Origin of the sequence: Synechococcus sp. Cruz-7E5 (assembly GCF_024345995.1) — a bacterium.
Taxonomy (GTDB): Bacteria; Cyanobacteriota; Cyanobacteriia; order PCC-6307; family Cyanobiaceae; genus Regnicoccus_A.
This window is the reverse complement of the sequence record NZ_JAGQCE010000010.1, coordinates 68,867-90,366: the sequence shown is the minus strand read 5'-3', so window position 1 is coordinate 90,366 and position 21,500 is coordinate 68,867. Positions and strand designations below refer to the sequence as shown.

Here is a 21,500-nt window from a genome sequence, read left to right as displayed (position 1 = left end):
CAGGTAGCCCAAGATGCCATCCGTACCACCTTCAACCCCACCACCCCGGGCTTTGCTGGCCAGATCGATCGCTTTGTCGCCGATCGCGAACGACTGCTCAAGGGGCCCTATGTGTCGATGGCTCTGCCGTTTCACCAGGGCTCAGGGCGCGACTGGTTCCCGGTGATGCAGCAACTCGAACGCGATATCTGGTACGACAAGAACGGCCGCATCGTGTTCACCGCCACCAAGGGCCTCTCCGGCATCGGCTTCCCCCACAAGGGCAAAGGGCGTGGAGCGAATAAGGAGATCGGCTTGGAAGTCATCTGCGACATGACCTCCGGCACCGTGGCGCGCACGATCATCGATGACACGCTGCCTGGAGGGCCGGTGGAGCGGACTATCACCTATGAGGCGCTGTTTGATCGGTGTGATCGGGTGGAGGATTATCGTGGAGTTTGGGGATTCTTTGAAAACAAATAGCGATCGGGATAAGCCAATTCCCAACTAAGGTCTCCCTGATCGACAAGTTCTTTCAATCGAAGAGAATTTTTGAGGTGATTTACCAAGATTTCTGATTCGCCCTCTACATCGCTGGCATCGTAAGCCATCTCGGCCAAATTCATGACTTGCTCATAAGCATTGGCTAGCTCTGCCAGGGCTTTAAGCGAGTCCTCTATCTCCTCAATCCGTGGCCATTCAAGAATTGCTTGATCCTCGTTCTGGATCGTTTGCGTATCTAGGTGAGCGACAACCTTTCGCCTTCTGTTTTTGAGACGCTTTGAGCATTTATGGGCATAGTCAAGCTTTTGCTTTAGGTGAATGACTCGATCTGGCTCCAGGACTTCGGCTGACATTTCGACAAGCTTTGGGAAGGTCAGATTCTTGTTGCTGCCTTGCCTCGGCGGATCAAGCAATCACACGATAGAAAGCTCAAGTTCTTGCAACATGGCGAATTGTATCATATGGAGAAAACTGCTCGCGCATCTATTTAACAGATCAATGCGCTCTCTTGAGTGGCCAAAGAGTGCCTTGTAATTATTCCAGGAGAAGTGGATTGTAACGAGCTGAATGAGAAGGAAGCGGTGAGTATTCTCTAGTACCTCTTCGGGTGAAGGTACTTCCTTCTTTTTAGCCATCAGATTTGCCCGTTCCCACAAAAGCCTGTTTCGCCAACGCACTCAGTACCTCGGCGAACTTGGCCACTTCTCCCTTGTTGAGCCTCAAGCGATAACGCCCCCAGCGCTTGTCGTAGTCCATCACATCCAATCCCGAGGCTTCGATCGCATCTTCTGTCTCCTGGGCTTGCGGCAAGCGAACATCCACTCTCAGGGCATTCTTCTGTGGCCTGAACACCACGAAGTTGTTGGGCTGACCGTTGGTGGCAAGACCGATGTAGAACTTGTTGTACTTCAGCTCCAGGCCAGGAGCGAACTCGGCCACCAGTTTGAGCACCTCATCCGCCATCGCCACGGTGGCCTTGGATCCCCGCGCCTCCCAGTAGGCACGATCGGTGACCTCATGAACCTCTTCCTCCTCATCCACCAGGCCGAAGCGGGCTTCATCCAGCACGGTGGTGAAGAGCAGCGAAACCGTGCCTGAGAGCTGCACCGCGCTCATCTGGATCGCGACCAAGGGGATTGTGCCGTTGAACAGGGAAATCACATTCAGGAATCTGGCCGTGATCTCCTCCGCCACGATCACGGCCGTGTGTTCGTACTGGGGATAGCGCTTGCGCTCAATGTCCCAGTATTCGATCGTGCGGATGATGTGGGATTCATCGGTCTTGCCGAGCTGCACCTCCACCTCATAGCGATGGCTGGACTCCGCGTCCTGAAGCAAGAGATCCAGCCGGCCGGCTCTGGGATGGATGCGCTCCTTGTCCTTGAGCACCACGTCCCCCAGCCCAAGAATCTGAGGGTGTTCGGCTATGCGGTCCTGCACCCAACGCTCCGTGAGCTCCGGATGGCTCTTGAGCGAAAGCTTGGTAATGGGTTCGTACTTCATTTCTTCAGCTGCTCCACCAGCACCGCGAACTGCACCTTGTACTCCTCCTGGCTCAGTTCCCCAGCAGCAAATCGCTGTGTCAGCTGCTCCATTCCTGTCAGGATCACCGCATTGGTCTTCTCCTCTACCGACGCTTCGAACTCCACTGCATGGGGATCACCTGCTTCCGCTGGCTTCTCCTTGTTGAACAGCTTGCCGGCCCAACCAACGGCTTCCCCCACCTTGGCCCCGGCCCGATTGGCCACATCGCCAACGGCGAACAGGGCTTGATCGATCGCACCATCTTCACGGCGGAAGCGCTGGGCCAGGGCAGGAAGTTCCTCCAGCAGTAGCTGTTGCCCGAGTGCTTCGAGCAGCCGCGCTAACACCTCCTGCTCGGCAGCCACCAGCTCGCCATCAGCTGCGGCGATCAGGCAAAAACATCGAGCTACGGATTCACGGTTTGCTGGCTCTCGGATCGAGCTCAAGGCAGCACAGACGGCATTGAGGTCGACATCCACCTGCTCGACCAGGCGCTGCAACTCTTCCTCCGGCAGGGACAGTTGTTTCAGGAAGGTGTTGTAAACCTCTCGTTCCTTGTCGTCAAAGCTTTTGTCGGCATTTGCCAGTGCTGATAAGCCTCCCAGAACTGCTACCTCCGCTTTTTCATTTCTACCGATCTGACCCTGCAGGCGACGGGTCTCTTCTCGCAGCGCTGCTGTCACCCGCACACCATGGCGCACACGGACACCTAGCATTCGGGTGGTGGCGTAGTTCCAGCCTGCTGAGATCCCGACACCCACGACAGGCACCGCTGTTTTGATAATGGCCTTCTGGGTGATCTGCTTGGCGATTCTCGGCCCGAGCACTGCTCTTGCCGCAGCCTGGATCGCGGGAGTGTTGCCATGGATCAGGCGAAACAGCTGGGCACGGGCCACCTCCGGTCCATAGGCCTTAACTCCCAGGCCTCCCACTTCAGCAGCCTTCACACCATAGACAAGTGCAAAGAGTCTGATCAGTTCTTCTGGGTCATTGGCATCCAGAGGAACTTCATACGCTAGATGCAAGTCATAGGCTAGCCGCATCTGCAGCCGCACGGTGTAGAGCACCTCCACCAGGACCCCAGTGATGGCGGCAGGTAATCCCACCCCAGCTGTGAGCACAGCCGCACTGGCTGTGGCGCCCGACAGACCGCCGGCAATCGCCGCATACTTTTCGGACAGCTCGCAGAGCTTGCCAGCAATCGCATCGGTGGGCAGGCCGGGATACTTTGCCCGCAGGTATTCAGTGCCGCCCTGATCCATGATTGTGCGGTCATAGCTACTCAGGCAGCTCTTTATGAACTTGGCGAACCAAGAGCCGTCCTTGATCGACTGCACCCCGAATGACTGAGCGGTTTCCTTCAAATCCGCAAATTCAGCCAGAATTGCGGACTTGATCGCTTTTGGGTCAAAACCGCCACCATCTGCAGCTGGGTTCGCGTTGGCCACGGCGGGGGGGCAAGTTTCACAATTATCTTCTTCCTTTCCGGCTCACTCGGCTTCATTCCCGATTGACCTGGCTTAGCCGCAAACGGACTAAGCTGATCCCATTGCGGGTCCTGTCCATGCAGGTGAACCTCCACGACGCCAAGACCCACCTCTCTCGCTACGTGGCCCAGGCCCTCGAGGGGGAGGAGGTGGTGATCGCCAAGGCCGGCCGGCCGCTGGTGCGGCTGGTGCCGGTGCAAGACCCCTCAGAGGTTCGCCGCGGCGGGTTCCTCCAGGGTGCTGCCGTGGCCAGTGCCGATCTCAAGGCCGACTTCGCCAGCGAGATCGACGCCCTGTTCGGCTGATCCCGCAAGAGTGACCCCCACCGAACCCCAGCCCCTGCTCTTCGACACCCAGCTGCTGCTCTGGTGGGCGATCGAACCGAAGCGGTTGCCTGCTGCCGTGGCGAGCCTTCTGGCAGATCCGGCCCAGCCGGTGGTGCTCAGCGTGGTGAGCCTGTGGGAAGTGGCCATCAAGTCGTCGCTCGGCCGAGCCGATTTCCAGGTGGAGGCTTCCGCCTTGCGCCTGGGTTTGCTTGGCCAGGGATTCCGCGAGCTGCCTGTGCGCGCCGAACACGCGCTGGCCGTGCAGCACCTCCCCTGGATCCACCGCGACCCGTTCGACCGCCTGCTGGTGGTGCAGGCCCAGGTGGAAGGCCTTCGCTTGCTCAGCGCCGATCGCACCCTGGTGGCCTACGGAGAGCATGTGGAGGCCGTGGGGTGATCCTCAGACCTTCGCCACGGCTTCACCCGCCCTGCGCGAATGGTCTCGTCCCCCCTACCTTGGGCCCAACGCCTGGTACGAGGCTCAGGCTCGATGCTCCCCTCTGTTGTCGCCTCAGAGCTGGAGCAGGTCGCCAAGGACGCGATACGTACTGCCTTCCACCCCACCACGCCGGGCTTCGCGGGTCTGATCGATCGCTTTCTCGCTGATCGCGAGCGAATACTCAAAGGCCCCTATGTGTCGGTGGCGCTGCCGTTCCACCAGGGCTCTGGGCGCGACTGGTTCCCCCAGATCCCGCTGCCGTTCCCTCCCTACCGGCACCAGGAGAAGGCCTTCGACCGGCTGTTGCCCGGCACGCCCCGCAACACCCTGGTGGCCACCGGCACTGGTTCGGGCAAAACCGAGTGCTTCCTGCTGCCGCTGCTGGAGCACTGCCGCCTGCAGCACGCCCAGGGCCAGCGAGGTATCAAGGCGATTCTCATCTACCCGATGAATGCCCTGGCCACCGATCAGGCCCGCCGCATCGCACAGCTGATTGCTGAGACCCCTTCCTTGGCAGGCCTGCGTGCTGGCCTCTACATCGGCTCCTCCGACGACGCGCCAACGGCGGCGATGAGCGCCACCAGCGTGATCACCGACAAGGACGCTCTGCACAAGGCTCCGCCCGACATCCTGCTCACCAACTACAAGCAGCTCGACTACCTGCTGCTACAGCCCCATGTGCAGAGCCTGTGGGAGCACAACGGCCAGCTGCCGGATGGAACCAGCGTTTTGCGCTACCTGGTGGTGGACGAGTTCCATACCTTCGACGGCGCCCAGGGCACCGACCTGGCCTGCCTGATTCGCCGCCTGCGCGATCGTCTCCACTGCCCGGGCGACGAACTGGTGTGCGTCGGCACCTCCGCCACCCTGGGTGGCCCCGAATCGCGGGGCGCGATGCGGGACTACGCCGGGCAGATCTTCGCCAGCCGCTTCGAGCCGGATTCGTTGATCGAGGAAGAACGGCTCAGCCCAGAGGAGTTCTTCACCGTCCATACCGCCTTCGGCGAGGAGGGCCTGTTCGCCCTACCGCTGCCAGGACTCGAGGCGCTGGAGGCCTTGGATCCTGAACACGCCAGCAGCGCCGACGCCTACATCCAGAAGCAGGCGGAGCTCTGGTTAGGCGACACCCTGCCGCCAGCGCCAGGCGATGACGTGGCTGATGAGGGTTGGCGCCTTGAACTGGGTCTGCGGCTCGGCACCCTGCCGGCCGTGCACAACCTGGTGCGCCAGGCCGCCACGAGCTGTTCCATCGAGGAGCTGCTGGTGCGCTTCTCCCGGCAGCTCGGCCTCGGGGATCGCTTTCCTATGCCCTACAGGGTGCTGCTGCTGGAAAGCCTGCTGGCCCTGCTCGCCCATGCCCGTCGTACCACCGCCAAACTCGACGGCACGCCCGTCGTGGTGCCCTGGCTCAACCTGCGCGTGCAGCTGTGGCTCCGGGAGCTCAAGCGCATGGTGGCTTCGGTGGAGGCCGAGCCCCAGCTGCTCCACTCTGACGACCTTGCCGGCAAGGAAAGCGGCGCCCATCTGCCCGTGGTGCACTGCCGGGACTGCGGCGCCACTGCCTGGAGCTCCACCCTGCTTAACCAGGGCAGCCATCGCCTCGATCGTGCCGGCAACCTGCGCGCGTTCTACAAGGCCTACTTCTCCGGTCAACCGGAGGTTCGCTACCTCTTCCCTCAGCGACCCTTCCAACCTGGCGCCCTTCAGCCAGACGCCTCACCAGAAGCGGCCAGCCTCAAGGTGCTCTGTGCCGACTGCCTCTCGATCCACGCGCCGAAAGACCTCAAGGAGGTGTGCCTCAACTGCCAGAGCCGCGAGTTGCTGCTGGTCGACATGCCCGATTGCGGTTATCTCGATGAGAACAACCATCCCCGCATCAGCCGTGACTGCCCCTACTGCAACGCCCAGCAGGGCCTGCTGCTGGTGGGTACGTCGGCCGCCAACCTCACCAGCACCTGGAGCGCCGCGCTGTTCGCCTCCGCCTTCAACGGCGACAAGAAGCTGCTGGCCTTCTCCGATTCGGTGCAGGACGCCGCCCATCGCGCCGGCTTCATCGCTGCTCGCGCCTATCGCACCTCCTTCCGCACGGCTCTCACCGGCACCCTGCAGGAAACCGGACCTCTGTTCCTCGATCAGCTTCAAGACCAGTTGATCAGCCGCTGGCAGCAGGAACTGCCGAACCCGGTGGATTTCGCCGCCACCTTCCTGCCGGCCGACCTGGAGTGGCTGAGGGATTGGGATGCCCTGCAGCACCAGGACATACCGGCCCTCGACACCGACAGCTTCCTTGTGCGCACCATCTGCGAGCGCCTTCGCTGGGAGGTGGCCGCTGAATTTGGCTACCGCTCACGCCTCGGCTCCTCGGTGGAGCAGGCCGGATCGGCGGCCGCTTGTGTGGATCCAGCCCGCATCCAGGCCCTGCTGGCACCTCTGCTCAGCCGCCTGCAGAACGAGGTGGAACCGCTGCGCAACGCACGCATCCCCCAGGTGCAGCAGCTGGTGGTGGGGCTGCTGCATCAACTGCGCCAGCGCGGCGCCATCGCTGTTCACGAGCTGGTGGGACTGGATGACAAAGGGTCTGAGTACCTCAGTAGCGGAGCGGAGAACACCTTCAAGTTCAACCAGATCTTGCACACCCCCAAGTTCGGTCGCTCTTCTACCCGGCCGATCTTTCTCACCAGCCACCGCGGCAAAGGCAACTTCCAGCAGCTGGTGCGCGAGAAGGGGCGCCCCACCTGGAGCCAGCACTGGTTGACGCGCACGCTGGAGGCCAGCACGCCCCTCGACGCCGAACAACAGAAGGAAGCCTTGAATGCCGTTGTGGCCGCCCTCACGGGAGCCGGCCTGCTGCAGGAGTTTTCTGGCGGTCGCGGGGAACGCATCTGGGCGATTCCGCGCCAGGTGCTGCTGGTCACAGCCCAGCCCCAGCTGGTGCGCTGTGGCTGCTGCGGCGATGGGCAGAGCGTGCTCACCGAACAGCTGCCCGTGTGGGATGGCATGGCCTGCCTGGTGCGCCACTGTCTGGGCCACTACCGCCTCGATCCACGCTCTGGCCTGCCCCTCTACCGCCGGCTCTACGAGCGCGGTGAGGTGCACCGCATCGTGGCCCGCGAGCACACCGGTCTGCTGGCACGCCCGGACCGCGAGCGGCTGGAAACCCAGTTCATCCGCGGCAAGTACCGCAGCGATCCCAACCTGCTCTCGGCCACCTCCACCCTGGAGATGGGCATCAACATCGGTGATCTCTCCACCGTGCTGCTGGCCTCTGTGCCACCTGAGCCTGCCAACTACCTGCAGCGCATCGGCCGCGCCGGCCGCCGCGATGGCAATGCCCTGGTCGGCACCATCGTCACCGGCACCGCCCACGACCTTTACTTCTTCTCCGACCCCAACGAGATGCTGCAGGGCCTGGTGAGCCCGCCAGGTTGCTATCTCGACGCCGCCGCGATCCTCAAACGCCAGCTGCTGGCTTACACGATCGATCGCTGGGTTCAGAGCGGCATCGCCGCGGAAGCATTACCCCGCAAGCTCAAGCCCGTGCTCGATGCCGTGGAGCAGGCCGGCAAGGAGGCCGTCATCCCCGAAGCCTTCCCTTACACCTGGCTGCGCTGGTGCAGCACCGAACAGACCGCCTTGCTCGATCGCTTCCTGGGGCTTTTCGATGAGCAGCTGCAGGAACACAGCCGCCAGGAGTTGCGCGCCTACTTCCTCAGCTCCCCTGATGCCGGCCAGGCCGGTGCCTTCGCTGCGCCCTACGCCAGGGGCCTGATCGGGCGGCTCGAGGAGCTGATTGCCGAGCGCAAGCGCCTGCGGAGCGAGGCCACCAAACTGCGCGAGCGATTCAATAAGCTCGCCGCCATTCCGGAGCAATCCCTGCTGGACCAGCAGCGGGAAGACAAGGACTCGATCCGGCGAGAACAGATCGCCTACAACCAGCTGCGCAAGGACCTCGATGGCCGACCCCTGCTGGCCATGCTCACCGACGAGGGCTTCCTGCCCAATTACGCCTTCCCGGAAGCCGGCGTGACGCTCAAGTCAGTGCTCTGGCGCCGCTTGCCCGCTCGCGGCGGTGGCCCGAGGCGCACTGAGGAGCTGCCGACCCTCAGCTACGAGAGGCCGGCCAACGTGGCCATCCGTGAACTGGTGCCCGACGGCCAGTTCTATGCCCAGGGCCGGCGGGTGAAGGTGGATCAGATCGATCCCAACCTCAACAAAACGGAGCGCTGGCGGTTCTGCCCCTCCTGCTCCTTCGCCTGCCGCGAAACCGACGACGACTACAACCGCAAGGAATGCCCCCGCTGCGGCCATAGCGGCTACGCCGACCACGGCCAGATCAAGGAGATGGCCCGCCTGCGCCAGGTACAGGCCACCACAGAAGACGCCCGCAGTCGCTTCGGGGATGACACCGACGAGCGCAATCCGCTTTTCTTCCACCGCGAACTGTTGATCCTTCCCGATCTGGCCCGCCGCGAGATCTCCCTGGCGGTGGACGACGAGGAGTTTCCCTTCGGTGCCGAATACCTGGCCAGCACCACCTTCCGCGAGATCAACTTTGGCGAGCTCACCCCCATCGGTGCGACGCACAACATCGCCGGCAAGGGGCTACGGGTGAGGGGCTTCGAGCTCTGCCGCAGCTGCGGCAAGGTGCAGCGCGGCCCTGCCAGGGCCTCCAACCACACCTGGGCCTGTACCTACCGCGACAAGCCCGACAACGCCCAGCTCCGCAATCTCCTGTTCATGTATCGGGAGTTCAACTCCGAAGCGCTGCGCTTTCTTTTGCCAGGTGCCAGCTTCTGGGATGAAGAGGGCCAGCCCTCCTTCGTGGGTGCGTTGCATCTGGGCCTGCGCCATCGTTTCGGCGGCAAGGTGGACCACCTGCGTTCTGCCCTCGGAGAAGAACCCCAGCCCGGCAGCCAGCAGCGCAAAACCTTTCTCTATCTCTTTGATTCCGTGCCCGGCGGGACGGGCTATGTGCGCCAGTTGATGGAGCAGGGCGGCAAGGACCTGCGCGAGGTGTTCCAGGGCTCGCTCGCAGCCCTGCAGGCCTGCCCCTGCAGCAACGGCTGCTACCGCTGCATCTTCATGTACCGCCAGCGCTTCGATCGCGAGCGCACCAGCAAGCGCCGCGCCATCGAGCAGCTGCAGGCGATCCTGCGCCGTTGGGGCGACCTGCAGGCCACCGACCGCAGCCTCTCTGAGATCACGATCAACAGCCGGGCCGAAAGCGAACTGGAGCTGCGCTTCCTCGAGGCCCTCCGCACTGGCAAGGGTGCCCCTGATGGCCTGCCGGTGGTGCTCAAGCAGGACGTGATCCATGGCCGCATCGGCTATCTGCTCAAGATCGGCAGTGGTCAGGTGGCCAACACCTGGAAGGTGGAGCAGCAGGTGCCCCTGGGTGAGGGCGAGGGCGTAGCGGAGTTCTCCCGCGCCGACTTCCTGCTCACCCCAACCGCCGGCGGCAAGCCGATCGCCATCTACACCGACGGCTGGGAGTTCCACCGTGGCCGCCTCGCCGATGACGCCCGCCAGCGCATGGCCCTTCAGCGCAGCGGCCGTTATCTGGTGTGGTCGCTCAGCTGGACCGACGTGGTCGAGAAGCTGCCCAGCGCCCAGACCCCTCTCGAACCCAATGGCTTGGCGGTGGGTGTGGTGCCGGCCTTCGCCACCAGCCCGGAGAAGTTCACCGATCGCTGGTGGCCCGAGGCGCTGCTCCAGAGCCTTCCTCAGCCACCACTGCTGATGCCCCGTGAGGTGCAGGGAGCCAACAGTCTGCAGCTGCTGATGGCCTACCTGGCCAACCCATCGGAGAGCCTGTGGCAGGGGCTGGCGCAGCTGTTCTGCCTGGCCCAGGGCAGTGCCACCGCGCTCGATGGAACCGAGATCAAGGCGGCCATCGCCGATCAGGCGTTAGCCGATCACGTTGACGAGTGGCAAGGCACCGAGCCTGGTCGTCGGTTGGGCCAGTTCTTGGCCATCGCTCCTGGGCTGAGTGCACTGAACCTGCTGGATCAGGCGCGTCATGGCAGCCGGCACCCTGCTGCCAGCCTCCGCATCATCCACTTCGATCCCGAACCCGCAAGCTCGGACCAGCAGCAGCAGACCGCCTGGCAGGAGTGGCTACGTCAGGGCAACCTCTTCCAGTTCCTGCCCCATTTCCTCCTGTCCACACCTGGCTGGTCCGGAGCGGAACAAACCGCCGCTGTGGACCCCCCCACCGTGTGGGTGGCTGGACTGGCGGGAGCCAGCGGCGGGGGAGCAGCCACAGCCAGCAACCCCGAGCTGCAGCGCCAATGGGATCAGGCTCTCGATCTGGCGGAACCTGCATCAAGGTCCGTTCTCGAGAAACTGCGGGATCTGCTCCTGCAAGAGAAGATCCCCTTCCCGGATCTCGGCTACGAGCTGGAGGGAGCCAGAGGAGACGTTGCTGGGCCGATGGCCGATCTGGCCTGGCCTCAACAGCGCCTGGCCTTGGTGCTGGAGTCAGGCGACCAACCAGCTTTTGAGGCCGCTGGCTGGCAATGCTGGCTGGCTGAGGACCCACCCGATGAGACGGCCAGCGCCTTGATCGAACGCCTTCAGTCCTGCCCCGTCCCCCTCCCCCGATGAGCGAATCCCGCATCACCGTTGCCCTGTCCACTGGATTCCTCAAGGCCCTCAACCAGCTGCCGGAGAAGGCTCGCGGCAAGGTGGCGGCGTTCGTCTCCAAGTTCCGCGACAATCCGCGCAGCCCTGGCCTCAATTACGAGCGCATCGAAGGCGGTAAGGATCCGCTGATCCGCTCGATCCGGGTCGATCAGGACATCCGCTGCATCCTGCGGGCGCCCGAGCAGGGAGACACCTACGTGCTGCTCTGGATCGACAAGCACGACGAGGCCTATGCCTGGGCACGGCGCAAGACCTGCCATGTGAACCGCGTGTCTGGTGCTTTGCAGATCGTCGATGTCGAGGCGGCTGAGAGCGCCGTGGGGGATGCGAGCGCAACGGCCGGCACCGACGCGATTGCTGCAGCCGCCAGCGCCACCACGCTCCCGGAGAGTCAATCCGCCGCAGACCCGGCTTCCCTGTTCGCCCACTGCGACGATGACCAGCTCATGCTGCTCGGTGTTCCCGAGGCCCTTCTCCCCGCGGTGCGAGCAATCCAAACCGAGGAAGCCCTGGCGCGGCTGATCGAATGGGTTCCGCAGGATTGCGTCGATGGTCTGATCCTGCTCGCAGAGGGAAGGCCAATCGAGGCCGTGATCGAGGAGCTGGAGCGCCAGCGGCCCGCCCACATCGATCCCGAGGATGTGGCCACGGCGTTGGCCACACCCGAGAGCCAGGCGGAGTTTCTCGTCATCACCGACGATGACGAGCTGGAGGCGATGCTCTCGGCCCCGCTCGAGCAGTGGCGGGTGTTCCTGCATCCCAGCCAGCGACGACTGGTGAATCGCGACTGGAACGGCCCGGTGAGGGTTCTGGGCGGCGCCGGCACAGGCAAGACGGTGGTGGCCATGCATCGCGCCCGCTGGTTGGCCAATCGCTTACTCGCCTCTGGTGCCCCGGGCCAGGTGCTGTTCACCACGTTCACCCGCAACCTCGCCACCGACATCCGCAGCAACCTCGCCAAGATCTGCAGCCCGGATGAGCTCCGGCGCATCGAGGTCATCCACCTCGATGGCTGGGTGATGACCTTCCTCAAGAACCAGGGTCTTCAGGTGCGGGTCTTCAACGACGAAGCCCGTGATGCCTGCTGGAGCCTCGCCATGGATGTGGCGGACCCCGCCCTGGGCCTGGAGGAGCGCTTCTACCGGGAGGAGTGGAAAGACGTGGTGCTGGCCAATGGCTGCCGCACTCGTGACGAGTACCTGGCGGCCCGGAGAATCGGCCGCGGCACCCGGCTGAGCAAGCAGCAACGGGCTCAGATCTGGCCGGTGTTCGATGCCCTGCGCGCTGAGTTCCGCCAGCGCGGGCTCTGGGAACCAGAAGAGGCCAAAACCGCAGCGACCGATCTGCTGCGCAATGCCGACCAGGGTAGGCGCTACGTGGCGGTGGTGGTGGATGAGGCCCAGGACCTCGATGTCGCCTCGTTCTCGCTGATCCGGGTCCTGGCAGGCGAGCCCCATGCCAACGACCTCTTCATCGTGGGCGACCCGCACCAACGCATCTACGGCAAACCAATTGTCCTGAGCCGCTGCGGAATCGACGTGCGCGGTCGTTCCCGCAAGCTGCGGATCAACTACCGCACCACCGAGGAGACCCGCGCCTGGGCTACTGCTGTCTTGGAGGGGATCGACTTCGATGACCTTGATGGCGGCAACGACCCCAGCAGCGATTACCGCTCGCTGCTCCACGGCGAGAAGCCCGTGCTCCGGGGTTTCGAGGACCCGGCTGACGAACAGCGTTTCCTACAGGACTCCCTCACCCAGCTCCACCAGGTCGGAGGCAACCTTGCCTCCACCTGCGTCACCCTGCGCACCAAGAAGGCCCGCGACCGGGTCGCCCAGGCCCTGGAAAAGGCGGGGTTCTCCGTTCGGCTGATTGAGGCCAATGAAGCCGATGATCCCAGCGATCCTGCCCTGCGGGTGGCCACGATGCATCGCGTCAAAGGGCTGGAATTTGACCAGGTCTTCATCCCCGGGCTCACGGCCGACCAGATGCCCTACCGCGTGGAGCTGAACCGGCGGCCGGATCAGGTCTCGCGTGAGCTGTTCGAGCAGCAGGAGCGATCCCTGCTTCATGTGGCGGCCACCCGAGCGAAGAAAAGGGTGGTCGTGACCTACAGCGGCAAGCCATCGTCATTTCTGACGCCGGGAGGCTGAGCTACGGGGCAGAGCACGCAGCATTCAGGCGGGATGTGCCTCGCCTTCTGGCTCTAGCTGCCCAGGCACCTCCAGGCAGATCAGATCCGCCGCCTGCCGCGCCTCGCTGAGCACCTGGAACAGCACCCTGGGCGATTCCCTGAGCAGCTCGACCCAGTGGCCGAGATAGGCGGCATGGCTCTCGATCTCGCTGCCGATCTCCAGCCGATCCACCAGCAGCACCGCCCCCACCTCAGCGACCAGCTCCTGTCCCGTGTCAATCAGGTTGACGGGCGCTCAAACAGATTGTCGCCGGACAAGCTCCTCACGGGCATAGTGCGCCTTCCCGAAGACACCTCCAAGATCACGTTTCAGGCGGGACTCAAGGCCGGTGGAATGGATCTGCTCATGGGCCCAGGTGGCACAGAACGCGGCTGCTGAGTGGAAGCTGGCGCGATCGGGCATCTGGATCCGATCGATGCCGGGCAGATAGCAGGCGCGATCCCCTCCGAAGCTGACCGGCACCGGCCAGGCATCCAGCACGGCCTCTGCTGCTCCTAGGCGCTGTGGCTCCGGCTTGGGCTCAACTCCTTCCGCTGTTTTGCGGGCTTCCACCAGGCCAGGGAGCGCCGGGCCCTCCAGATCGGCGGCATTGCAGACGGCCACCGGGCGGTAGCTGGCCCAGCTGCGCAGGGTCACTTCACCGCCTTCGCCTGGCTCCTCGCTGTCCAGCGTCAATCAGGTTGATTGGCGCCTCATCACGTCGGCGGGGCACACGACAACATGCATCCCCGGGTACTGCTCGAACAGGGGACGGAGTACCTCATCGTCCTGGCCAACGAGCGCCACCGACTCCACCGACCGTGGCGCGAATCGTTGCATGAGCTGCGCTGAGAAGAACGCCTGTCCCATTACGTACATTCCCAATCGGCCCGCCTTGGTCTGGATGACGACGATGTCTTGGCCTTTGAGCTTCACCTCCGTCTGTCGGGCGATCCGAAGCTCGCCTCCCTTGATGAGAACGCCGTCGAGGAGACGGGTACCACAGGATGGTGAACCGGACACAGCGCAAAACTCCTCAATGAGCGTCCCCCCGACTTGCTGCCAGTACCAGCGGGTCATGGGCGTCTCCAACTTGCTCATCATCGATATCCTGTGCGGCCTAGGCTCAAGATCAGAAGCGGGCAAATCACCTGGACATGGAAGATAGCTTCGCTCCAACCTTCTGCATCTTGATGTTAGACGCCTTGTGGGGTAACGCTGACAGCCAGCCCAAGTGCCACGGGCGTCTTCAGGATTGTCAAAAAGCTAAGACGCCCCCTCGCTCAAAGATCCATGACATTCAAGCTCTCCTTGGCTCAAGCCGCCATCCTTCGCGTCCTGTGTAATTCCTTCATCACTAGAAACATACCCCTCGCGCGCGCAATCCCAGAATCATCTGCTTGTCCTACTCTCGTGTCTTTACGCTGCTTAAAGACTCCTGATACTTGGCTATCAACAAACCTCTTTGCTATTCGCATAGCGGGCTGCGGATCAAAAAGAATTCGTGCGGACCACCGCTCATGCCTCTGTAATGAAGTGCGTTCAAATATCGATACCGCTTCGATCCTTCTACCAGCAAAAGCCGAGTGCACGGAAAATCTCCTGTAGTGCATCGAAACCCGTTGCGTGTATCTAGGACGACTGGGGGGAAAGACCATGTTCCATTAACCCAGTCTTTAGCGGTCTGTAATGGCATGCCATCCCCGTTACTCACCCCGTGAAAGACCTTGTAATCCCATCCAGGCTCTGCAGGACCTCCAAAAAAGAAATGCACGTTTGCAAGAAAGTCCTCAGAAGAATACGTTCGGGTCTCCCATGTTAGGGTGTCAAGAGGGAGAAAGCCGAATGGGCTATTATCCCAGTGCCGGTAGATCCATTGCTCTGCAATGGGCATGCATATATTTGACAATGTACCTTGGTGCTGGGTCCACCAGCTCTCAAAAGACTCCTTTTCAGACGTGTCATGTCTATTGGGCCGAAGTGTCTGAGGCCAGATGCATCTTGACTCAACAGAGAGGGGAAGTTCAAGCATTTCTTTGATTGTGTGCCTAACGCCGGAGTTGACCGTCACGCGCCTGCAAAAGCGCCTCGGGACGCATGATAATTCACGCGGCTCGCGGCGCCTTGCGGGTGCGTGTCCGCATCGAACGAACTGTTAGGCGTCATGGCGCCACGCAACTCCTGGCGATACAGGAGAAGAAATCGTCTCCAACATTCCAGTCGAGGATGTTCTCGTGATGATTCGGACAGAACCGCATCCCAAGGTGCCTTCAGTTGCAAAGCAATACTCGAACAGCAGAATGTCTTCGAGACCGTCTCCGTTGAAGTCTGCACGCGCTACCTCTACAAGTTGCTGCCCCATGCCGCCAGGCCTAACGATCTGGAGTAGGTTATGCGAGACGCGCCTGATGACCAGCGAACCTTCGTCTACTTTGTCTTGGTAGGACCCACTGAGATCCTCGTCAGGGTCGAGTTCGCCTATCTGTGGGAAGAACGAATACGGGACGAGACTTAAATCGAGAATGCTTGCTCGAGGTTTGGATATGTAGCTCGCACTCGGCGTGGAGGCATGTTGCAACGCATTGAGCAAACCACACTGGTGCTCAAGCGAGCTCGACATCTTCATAGCGAAGGTGGTCAGCGCGTAGAACCCCGCAGCCACTGCTTCGTCGTATTCTCTGCAAGTCCGGACGAGGCGCTCTTCGTTCGCGTCGTTTGTGAGCGTGACCCCCTCGATCTTCGTGTTCTCACCAAACCGAATCGGCCGATCACGCAAGGACTCGAGGTCTGCGCGCGCCACCAAGCGTATTTCTTCAGCATCTGCAAAGCGCATTCCCTCGAGCAGCTCGAATATCGCCTCCGGTGCCTCTTCGTACTGCTGCAAGATATCGGAGACCTCGCCCGCCGATAGCTCTCCACGCTCTAAGCATTGCTGAAGAAGGAGAATCGCTCGCCCACGATTCCTCCTGCGTTCGATCAACTGTAGATTTGCGCCAACGTCCGGTTTCTTTGCTGCTGCTACACCCAAGAAATAGTGGATATGTGCAGGATCGAAAACGACTGCTGACTTCTGAAGATTGGCTCCCGGGCGGCAGGGGAGGAGGTTCTCCCAGCCACGAAGATCAAAGTCGTTCCCGAGCCCAAGCTTGCTCAGGGTGGCCTCCAACTCGGCCGGATCGTCGGCCAAGGATTCGGGCAAGACGTGGTCGATATGGAAGTTGCTCATGTCGAGAAGCTCCCGGGTGTATGCACACCGCCCCCTATGCGCTCGGGCTATCGCTTCTCTCTCGACAGCGGTGAATGACTGCTCAGCCATGGATTTTGACGTCTAACGCTGAATGGGCGGATCCAGTGAATACCGGCATCTTGCTTCTCTTGGCAGCATAAGAGCGGCTCGGCCTGAGTGCAGCAGCGCGAAAACCTTGTCCTCGCGCAAAAGCAGCCTAGAACCTTCACATGTCACGGCTTCATAGGCGGATCCGCATAAGGCCGTTCCTGCTGTTACAAAAGGTCGGCAGGGCTGCTCAGATCCAGTGGCCCTCGATTCAGCAAATACGTGTAGATCATCGTTGTCTTTACATCGCTGTGCCCCATCAATTCCTGGATCGTGTGGATGTCCTGCCCCCCGCTCCAGCAGGTGGGTGGCAAACGAATGGCGAAAGGTGTGAGGTGTCGCCGGCCATCGCGATCCGCAGCCCCAGGATCTACCGCTCCTGCGTGAGCGTTTCCGGGCGCTGATCCGTGAACTTCTTGAGGCATTGCCCCATACGCCGCTGTTGCTGATCAATGGTCTGGCAGCGGGAGTGGACAGCGAAGCTGCGGAGGTGTTTCTGAAGCTGATCACTTCTGAACGCGAGCAGCGACCCGAGGCTCCTCATCATCAGCTGGTAGGTGCCCTGCCCAAACCCCGCCAGATCTACCTAGAAGAAGACTTTCCGCTCAACGGCGATCCGCAGAACGTCCTTGATCGTGAGCGGTTGGAGCGCCTGCTCAGCGCCTCCGATGCCGTGCTCGATGGCGGCAACTGCACGGAACTCGCGCTGCCCCAGCCCCGCCGTGGTGAAACCCGAGACCCCTTCGATCCACGCTGCTACGGCCGCCAGGGGGTGTTCCTGGTGCGCCATTGCTATCTGCTGGTTGCCTTTTCCAACGGGCTTGATTCCGGCAAGATGGGCGGCACGAGCCAGACCGTGGCGATGCAGCGGGGCGAGATGTACCCGCTGTTCCAGCAGGTGGATGAGGTGATCGCCGCACGTGACCCCGGCGTGGTGGTGGAGATCACCACGCCGCGGCTGTCGGATCCCTTGCCGCCCTGCCCGGTGGGTCAGGTGCGCTACTGGAGCGAGAACAGCGATTGCGGCCGCATCGACTCCAACGCCGTGACGGAGTTCAAGGTGCACGATCTGGCCGCCCTGCTGGCCTGGCCCCGCATCCCGGCCCGGCCGGAGATGCCCACGAATCGCCCCAGACCCAGACCCTGGCGGCTGTCGTGCTGCGTGGCCGGCCGCACCGTGATGACCCCGCCGTCGCCAGGACGGCCGATCACCTCGTCAGTGCGAGCAGGCGACGCCTGCGCCATCAGCCCCAGTCCAAAGACCAGGGCGAGTGCACGGCGATCAGTCAGCACACCCACCTCCGCAATCGCTCCAATCTGTTCCAGATCAGGCGCAGACGGCCTTTTTGGTGTTGGCGAATCACCCAGCCAGCTCCGCCTGGTGATCCGTTCTGGCAAGAGGTGTGGAGAAGCAAGATGTTCGATGGCTGGAGTACGAGACGCGCTCGCAGCCGTACTGGGCGAAGCCCCGGCGGGGCCTGCTGAACCCGGCCCCTGGCGGGTCACCGCCTCCTTCACCGGTGGCCTGGTGCAGATCAGCAACAACCGCGAGTCCCTAGTGATCCGCAAGGCGGAACTGGAGGCCTACCTGCGCAAGGGCAAACCCTGGTGACAGGCGGGGCCTGAGGGGGCAGAGCCCCGAGAGGGCTGGCGGCTGCCAGCCCCTGAAGGCCTCAGGCTGCGGCGAGCGGCTCTGCGGCGAGTGCGCCATCACGAATGGCCTCCGCCTGGCACCTTTCCATGAGCTCCTGCTGCGCCAGGAGGATCTCATCGATCTCCTTAAGGCGGGCAAGGAACTGCTCCATGGCGGGCAGCAGCTCCTCCTCCAGCAGGGTGATTTCCTCCTCGCCATAGGGATGATCGATCCAGAAGCGGGGGATCGGCTTGCCCTGGTGCCTGCGGAGGATCCAGGTGAGAGCGCTGTGGCAGGACTCGACCAGGGCGACGGGATCTTCCCGGGTGATTGCAGCGAGGCTGGTTGACATGGGACCAGGCGCCAGGGGCGCGGTGACGGGACGCCCGCAACGCCGCCGGGAAGGCAAGGGCGGCGGAACGCAGTGGAGCCGCTTGCGCAGCCCTTGCCCCGGCGGAGACTGCGGCATCCCGGCACGGCTTGTCAGCGGACCTTGCGCTGGATCGCCTGCAAGGCCCGGACCTCCTGATCGGCCAGCCGTGAGGCCTGCTTGAGCCGCTGGGGTTGCTGACGGATTTCTTCGGCGCGGCGGAGGGTGCGCAGATCCTCTTCTGCCTGCCACCTGGCCTGCTCAGCCCGCAGCTTCCTTTCCATGGCGGCATTGCTGGGCACGGCCAGATCGGAGCTGCTGGCCTTTGCCTTGGTCTTGGCTTTGGCCGCTGATCTGGCCTTGCTTCTGGGCTTGCGGATCGCCATGGCGACTCCTGCTGCTGTCGCTTGCTCTTGCCACGGCGCTTTGCCTTCGCCATCGGCCGCGGTGATCAGCCGCCGCCCTGCTTCTGTGCGGCGAGCCAGTGCAGAGCGGAGCGAATCACCTCGGCGTGACAGGCCAGCGGGGCGCACCAGCAGAGCAGCTCCAAGCGGCCGATGACGGCGTGCTGCAGCAACGCCTCCAGCGCCCTGCGCTACGGGGAGCCTGGCTGCTGCAGGTTCTGCCACAACCAGGCGCGATAAAGCTGGATCACCTCTGCGCGGCTGCCATCGCGGCCGATGGCGAACGGATTACCGAGCGCCGTGGGCCGGCCCACATAGGCCTGACCGGGCAGAGGATCTGAGAGCCCGCGCTGTGCTTTGCCGATCGTGATTTCCATGGGTAAGCCCCGGTGAACGACCCCTCACCGCGAAGCGAAAATGGGGGGAGGCAACGGGGCAGCCATGGACGCTCGAAGCGCGGGCTATCTGCCCTGAGCTCCCCGAAAATCGGGGGAAAATCGGGGAGCTGCTGCCCGGTGGCCGAATTTGGCCTGGGCCGACTTGTTTAAGGCTGTGCTGTCCGTTGCTGTTTGCCTGACCTGTCGCTGCCTCGTGTAAGCAGGTGGGCCAAGGCTTTAACAGGTTCCGCCGTTGTTTAAGGCTTTCTGGGCCGCCGGGTGGCGGCCCTGCTGGCCTCGGCCCTCTGGGCCCTCAGGCCAGTTCCTGGCGGAGCCGCGCCAGGCCGGCTTTCTCCCGGCGCTGCACGCTCATGGTGCTCATCCCCAGCTCCTGGCCGATGGCCCGCAGGGACCGGCCTTCCAGCAGGTGGAGGCGAATGATGGCCGCTTCTGCGGCGGGCAGGCGATCGAGGAGGGCTTCCAGCGCTCTTTGATCCACAGCGGCATCTTCTGCCTCCGGAGCGGGGATGGAATCGAGCCAGGGAGTGCCGCAGGGGCTGAGCAGATCAAGGCTGCTGTGGGAGAAGGGGCAGGTGCCTTTCTCGTGCTCACGGCGAGGGACACGCACCAGGCGGCCGTGATCGCGGAGGTGATGACGGAGGGCACCTTCGATCCGCACCTTGAGGAAGGGAACGGGCGGAAGATCGGGCTTGAGACAACGGGCCGCGCGGACCAGCTCAAGGCGAGCCACCTGCTTGGCATCTTCCCGATCGATCAGATCAGGGAAGCGGCGCTGAAAGCGGCAGGCGAGGACATCAGCGAGGGAGAGGAACTGGTGGATGACGGCATCGCTGGGGGATGAGGTGCGGGCCATGGCCTGCTGGCGAAGGACGCGCGACCCCAGGCCCCGACGCAGGAGGAGGCCAAGCTGAGCAAGGACGAGACGAGGGACAGCCCGCCCCGACCCGCCGATGAGCGTTCCACTGGGTCCGACCCGCTGAGTGGCCTGCTGCGGCGCCGATCCCTGGCTGAGGGTTGATGCAGCTGTTGGTGGCTGGTGGCTATGGGCGCTGGTTGCCCTGTCTGTTGATCTCGACCGTCTGCCACTCGGCGCGGATCGTTGGCCCCCCAGCCTTTGGGCGCCGATCGTGGCAACAGGAGGTAGGCACTGCTGACGCCCCACTGATGGGTTCGACACCTTCCGGCACCACCGGCCCGATCCTTGCGCTGGTCGGCGCCGAAATCCTGGCGCTGATGACCTACGTGGGGGTGTGTGAGCTGCGAGCGGTGGATCAGACCTACTGCGAGAACCGCTGGGCACTGGCCCTGCCTGCCATTGCCCTGGTCGGCCAGTCGGCTGCGACGTACTTCATGGACAACGGCCGCAGCGGTAGTGCCAGTTCTTCTCTCCCTTCCGCTTCCATCTCGCCGCCACAGGCACCGCAGGCGAGGGTTCGCACGGCGAGGTCGCCCAGTCCTGCTTCTGATCCGCCGCCTACCCCAGGGCGGCGCACCCCAGCGAAGAAAGCCACAGGAACAACCCGTACGAGCAAGTGGGGTGAAGGCTGATGCGCTGGCTGCTTGATCTGGCGATCACCTTTCTGGTGCTGGGTCTGATCGAGGCCCTGCTGAAACCGATCGCCAAGCGGTTTGTGCAGCGCCGCATCCTGAAGGTGGCGCCGCTGGTGTTCGCGCAGCTCGATCCCTACCTGCCGGCGCTGCTGCAGGAGTGCAACGGCGCCCAGCTGGAGCAGATCGTGCGCACCAAGCTTGAGGTCGTCACAGGTGAAAGCTGGGCAGGGGAGGACCTGAGCCTGTTCTTTCGCCTGTTCGATCCGCGTGCTGCTGCTGATCGTGCGAACCCCCCTGCTGCGTCGATCAACGCTGCCGGCACGTCCCTGCTCTGAGCCGCCGCTGTCAGGGACGACTGCCACGCTCCAGGGCAGCACCACCGAGCAGAGCCACCAGCAGTTTCATGGTGGCGTCAAAGCTCGCTGTCACCTGATCGAGAACGCGAGGGCAGACATCGGCGACCTGCTGGCGCCGGCTGTAGGCCACATTTCCGCAGACTCCGGTCGCCACGGTGTAGAGCAAGAGCTGGGTGAGGATCACGACGGCCAGCAGCTTGAAGATGAAGCGCTCACGGTCAAACGGTGATCTCGAGCGGCGTTTCCCCGCAGAGGCTGAGCGCCGACCTCCGGCAGTCTTCCCTTGATCGCTCTTGGCTCGATCGCTTGCAACCGCTGCCGCATCGGAGCTGGGCTTCCGGCTCTGGGCTGCGCTCGGGTCGTTGCCTGCCATGGC

19 protein-coding genes and 2 pseudogenes are annotated in these 21,500 nt (G+C 63.1%); 8 read left to right on the top strand and 13 right to left on the bottom strand.

Features of this window, described 5'->3' with window-relative positions; translation table 11 throughout:
• Nucleotides 1-117: 117 nt before the first annotated feature.
• Nucleotides 118-462, top strand: a complete 345-nt coding sequence (locus KBY77_RS11750) for a hypothetical protein (protein ID WP_255104602.1) — start codon at nucleotides 118-120, stop codon at nucleotides 460-462.
• Here the strand turns inward: KBY77_RS11750 and KBY77_RS11745 are convergent.
• From KBY77_RS11745 to KBY77_RS16645, 3 genes are all read right to left on the bottom strand, one after another.
• A complete protein-coding gene (locus KBY77_RS11745) occupies nucleotides 426-896 on the bottom strand; it encodes a hypothetical protein (protein WP_255104600.1) in 471 nt (156 codons plus the stop codon). The genes KBY77_RS11750 and KBY77_RS11745 overlap by 37 nt on opposite strands.
• A gap of 214 nt (nucleotides 897-1,110) precedes the next feature.
• Nucleotides 1,111-1,986 carry a hypothetical protein gene (locus tag KBY77_RS11740; RefSeq protein ID WP_255104598.1) on the bottom strand — a complete coding sequence of 292 codons (876 nt, stop codon included), beginning with the start codon at nucleotides 1,984-1,986 and terminating at the stop codon, nucleotides 1,111-1,113.
• Nucleotides 1,983-3,455, bottom strand: coding sequence for a TerB family tellurite resistance protein (locus tag KBY77_RS16645; RefSeq protein ID WP_255104597.1), 1,473 nt, complete (start codon nucleotides 3,453-3,455; stop codon nucleotides 1,983-1,985). The genes KBY77_RS11740 and KBY77_RS16645 overlap by 4 nt, the downstream gene beginning before the upstream one ends.
• Nucleotides 3,456-3,571: 116 nt before the next feature.
• Between KBY77_RS16645 and KBY77_RS11730 the strand changes: the two genes are divergently transcribed.
• The 4 genes from KBY77_RS11730 (at nucleotide 3,572) to KBY77_RS11715 (ending at nucleotide 13,057) form a co-directional block, all read left to right on the top strand.
• Entirely contained in the window at nucleotides 3,572-3,799 is a 228-nt protein-coding gene (locus KBY77_RS11730; protein WP_255104595.1) for a type II toxin-antitoxin system Phd/YefM family antitoxin, read from the top strand.
• Nucleotides 3,800-3,809: 10 nt separating this feature from the next.
• Nucleotides 3,810-4,217 (top strand): type II toxin-antitoxin system VapC family toxin, encoded by a 408-nt coding sequence (locus tag KBY77_RS11725; RefSeq protein WP_255104593.1) that lies wholly within the window; start codon nucleotides 3,810-3,812, stop codon nucleotides 4,215-4,217.
• A gap of 93 nt (nucleotides 4,218-4,310) precedes the next feature.
• On the top strand, nucleotides 4,311-10,865 hold the full coding sequence (locus KBY77_RS11720; protein ID WP_255104591.1) for a DEAD/DEAH box helicase: 6,555 nt from the start codon (nucleotides 4,311-4,313) through the stop codon (nucleotides 10,863-10,865).
• Complete coding sequence (locus tag KBY77_RS11715) at nucleotides 10,862-13,057, top strand: UvrD-helicase domain-containing protein (protein ID WP_255104589.1); 2,196 nt, start codon at nucleotides 10,862-10,864, stop codon at nucleotides 13,055-13,057. The genes KBY77_RS11720 and KBY77_RS11715 overlap by 4 nt, the downstream gene beginning before the upstream one ends.
• A 24-nt stretch (nucleotides 13,058-13,081) precedes the next feature.
• Here KBY77_RS11715 and KBY77_RS11710 read toward each other — a convergent pair.
• From KBY77_RS11710 to KBY77_RS11695, 4 genes and pseudogenes are all read right to left on the bottom strand, one after another.
• Nucleotides 13,082-13,651 (bottom strand): annotated as a pseudogene (locus KBY77_RS11710) (zincin-like metallopeptidase domain-containing protein).
• Nucleotides 13,652-13,774: 123 nt separating this feature from the next.
• On the bottom strand, nucleotides 13,775-14,158 hold the full coding sequence (locus KBY77_RS11705) for a hypothetical protein (protein WP_255104587.1): 384 nt from the start codon (nucleotides 14,156-14,158) through the stop codon (nucleotides 13,775-13,777).
• Nucleotides 14,159-15,233: 1,075 nt separating this feature from the next.
• Nucleotides 15,234-16,394 (bottom strand): HNH endonuclease, encoded by a 1,161-nt coding sequence (locus tag KBY77_RS11700; protein WP_255104584.1) that lies wholly within the window; start codon nucleotides 16,392-16,394, stop codon nucleotides 15,234-15,236.
• A gap of 185 nt (nucleotides 16,395-16,579) precedes the next feature.
• Nucleotides 16,580-16,757 (bottom strand): annotated as a pseudogene (locus KBY77_RS11695) (tyrosine-type recombinase/integrase); the annotation flags it as partial.
• A 79-nt stretch (nucleotides 16,758-16,836) separates the two neighbouring features.
• Here KBY77_RS11695 and KBY77_RS11690 point away from each other — a divergent pair.
• On the top strand, nucleotides 16,837-18,024 hold the full coding sequence (locus KBY77_RS11690; protein WP_255104646.1) for a hypothetical protein: 1,188 nt from the start codon (nucleotides 16,837-16,839) through the stop codon (nucleotides 18,022-18,024).
• A 61-nt stretch (nucleotides 18,025-18,085) separates the two neighbouring features.
• On the opposite strand, the gene KBY77_RS11685 is transcribed toward KBY77_RS11690, so the two are convergent.
• From KBY77_RS11685 to KBY77_RS11665, 5 genes are all read right to left on the bottom strand, one after another.
• A complete protein-coding gene (locus tag KBY77_RS11685; RefSeq protein ID WP_255104582.1) occupies nucleotides 18,086-18,397 on the bottom strand; it encodes a hypothetical protein in 312 nt (103 codons plus the stop codon).
• 131 nt (nucleotides 18,398-18,528) lie between these two features.
• A complete protein-coding gene (locus KBY77_RS11680) occupies nucleotides 18,529-18,801 on the bottom strand; it encodes a hypothetical protein (protein ID WP_255104580.1) in 273 nt (90 codons plus the stop codon).
• 65 nt (nucleotides 18,802-18,866) lie between these two features.
• Nucleotides 18,867-18,992, bottom strand: coding sequence for a DUF4326 domain-containing protein (locus KBY77_RS11675; RefSeq protein ID WP_255104577.1), 126 nt, complete (start codon nucleotides 18,990-18,992; stop codon nucleotides 18,867-18,869).
• An 18-nt stretch (nucleotides 18,993-19,010) separates the two neighbouring features.
• Nucleotides 19,011-19,196, bottom strand: a complete 186-nt coding sequence (locus tag KBY77_RS11670; protein ID WP_255104575.1) for a DUF4326 domain-containing protein — start codon at nucleotides 19,194-19,196, stop codon at nucleotides 19,011-19,013.
• 313 nt (nucleotides 19,197-19,509) lie between these two features.
• A complete protein-coding gene (locus tag KBY77_RS11665; protein ID WP_255104573.1) occupies nucleotides 19,510-20,070 on the bottom strand; it encodes a sigma-70 family RNA polymerase sigma factor in 561 nt (186 codons plus the stop codon).
• Nucleotides 20,071-20,381: 311 nt separating this feature from the next.
• On the opposite strand from KBY77_RS11665, the gene KBY77_RS11660 reads away from it, so the two are divergent.
• Both KBY77_RS11660 and KBY77_RS11655 read left to right on the top strand, forming a co-directional pair.
• Nucleotides 20,382-20,765, top strand: coding sequence for a hypothetical protein (locus KBY77_RS11660; RefSeq protein WP_255104570.1), 384 nt, complete (start codon nucleotides 20,382-20,384; stop codon nucleotides 20,763-20,765).
• Entirely contained in the window at nucleotides 20,765-21,103 is a 339-nt protein-coding gene (locus KBY77_RS11655) for a hypothetical protein (protein ID WP_255104568.1), read from the top strand. Before KBY77_RS11660 ends, KBY77_RS11655 begins: the two co-directional genes overlap by 1 nt.
• A gap of 10 nt (nucleotides 21,104-21,113) precedes the next feature.
• Here the strand turns inward: KBY77_RS11655 and KBY77_RS11650 are convergent, their stop codons facing one another.
• Nucleotides 21,114-21,497, bottom strand: coding sequence for a hypothetical protein (locus tag KBY77_RS11650; RefSeq protein ID WP_255104566.1), 384 nt, complete (start codon nucleotides 21,495-21,497; stop codon nucleotides 21,114-21,116).
• Between the last annotated feature and the right edge of the window lie 3 nt (nucleotides 21,498-21,500).

What these genes read in the sequence shown, in the direction of transcription:
- KBY77_RS11750 (WP_255104602.1), top strand. Translation starts at nt 118, where the DNA reads ATGGCTCTGCCGTTTCACCAGGGCTCAGGGCGCGACTGGTTCCCGGTG.
- KBY77_RS11740 (WP_255104598.1), bottom strand. Translation starts at nt 1,986, where the DNA reads ATGAAGTACGAACCCATTACCAAGCTTTCGCTCAAGAGCCATCCGGAG.
- KBY77_RS11730 (WP_255104595.1), top strand. Translation starts at nt 3,572, where the DNA reads ATGCAGGTGAACCTCCACGACGCCAAGACCCACCTCTCTCGCTACGTG.
- KBY77_RS11720 (WP_255104591.1), top strand. Translation starts at nt 4,311, where the DNA reads ATGCTCCCCTCTGTTGTCGCCTCAGAGCTGGAGCAGGTCGCCAAGGAC.
- KBY77_RS11715 (WP_255104589.1), top strand. Translation starts at nt 10,862, where the DNA reads ATGAGCGAATCCCGCATCACCGTTGCCCTGTCCACTGGATTCCTCAAG.
- KBY77_RS11705 (WP_255104587.1), bottom strand. Translation starts at nt 14,158, where the DNA reads ATGACCCGCTGGTACTGGCAGCAAGTCGGGGGGACGCTCATTGAGGAG.
- KBY77_RS11700 (WP_255104584.1), bottom strand. Translation starts at nt 16,394, where the DNA reads ATGGCTGAGCAGTCATTCACCGCTGTCGAGAGAGAAGCGATAGCCCGA.
- KBY77_RS11685 (WP_255104582.1), bottom strand. Translation starts at nt 18,397, where the DNA reads ATGTCAACCAGCCTCGCTGCAATCACCCGGGAAGATCCCGTCGCCCTG.
- KBY77_RS11680 (WP_255104580.1), bottom strand. Translation starts at nt 18,801, where the DNA reads ATGGCGATCCGCAAGCCCAGAAGCAAGGCCAGATCAGCGGCCAAAGCC.
- KBY77_RS11670 (WP_255104575.1), bottom strand. Translation starts at nt 19,196, where the DNA reads ATGGAAATCACGATCGGCAAAGCACAGCGCGGGCTCTCAGATCCTCTG.
- KBY77_RS11665 (WP_255104573.1), bottom strand. Translation starts at nt 20,070, where the DNA reads ATGGCCCGCACCTCATCCCCCAGCGATGCCGTCATCCACCAGTTCCTC.
- KBY77_RS11660 (WP_255104570.1), top strand. Translation starts at nt 20,382, where the DNA reads ATGGGTTCGACACCTTCCGGCACCACCGGCCCGATCCTTGCGCTGGTC.
- KBY77_RS11655 (WP_255104568.1), top strand. Translation starts at nt 20,765, where the DNA reads ATGCGCTGGCTGCTTGATCTGGCGATCACCTTTCTGGTGCTGGGTCTG.
- KBY77_RS11650 (WP_255104566.1), bottom strand. Translation starts at nt 21,497, where the DNA reads ATGGCAGGCAACGACCCGAGCGCAGCCCAGAGCCGGAAGCCCAGCTCC.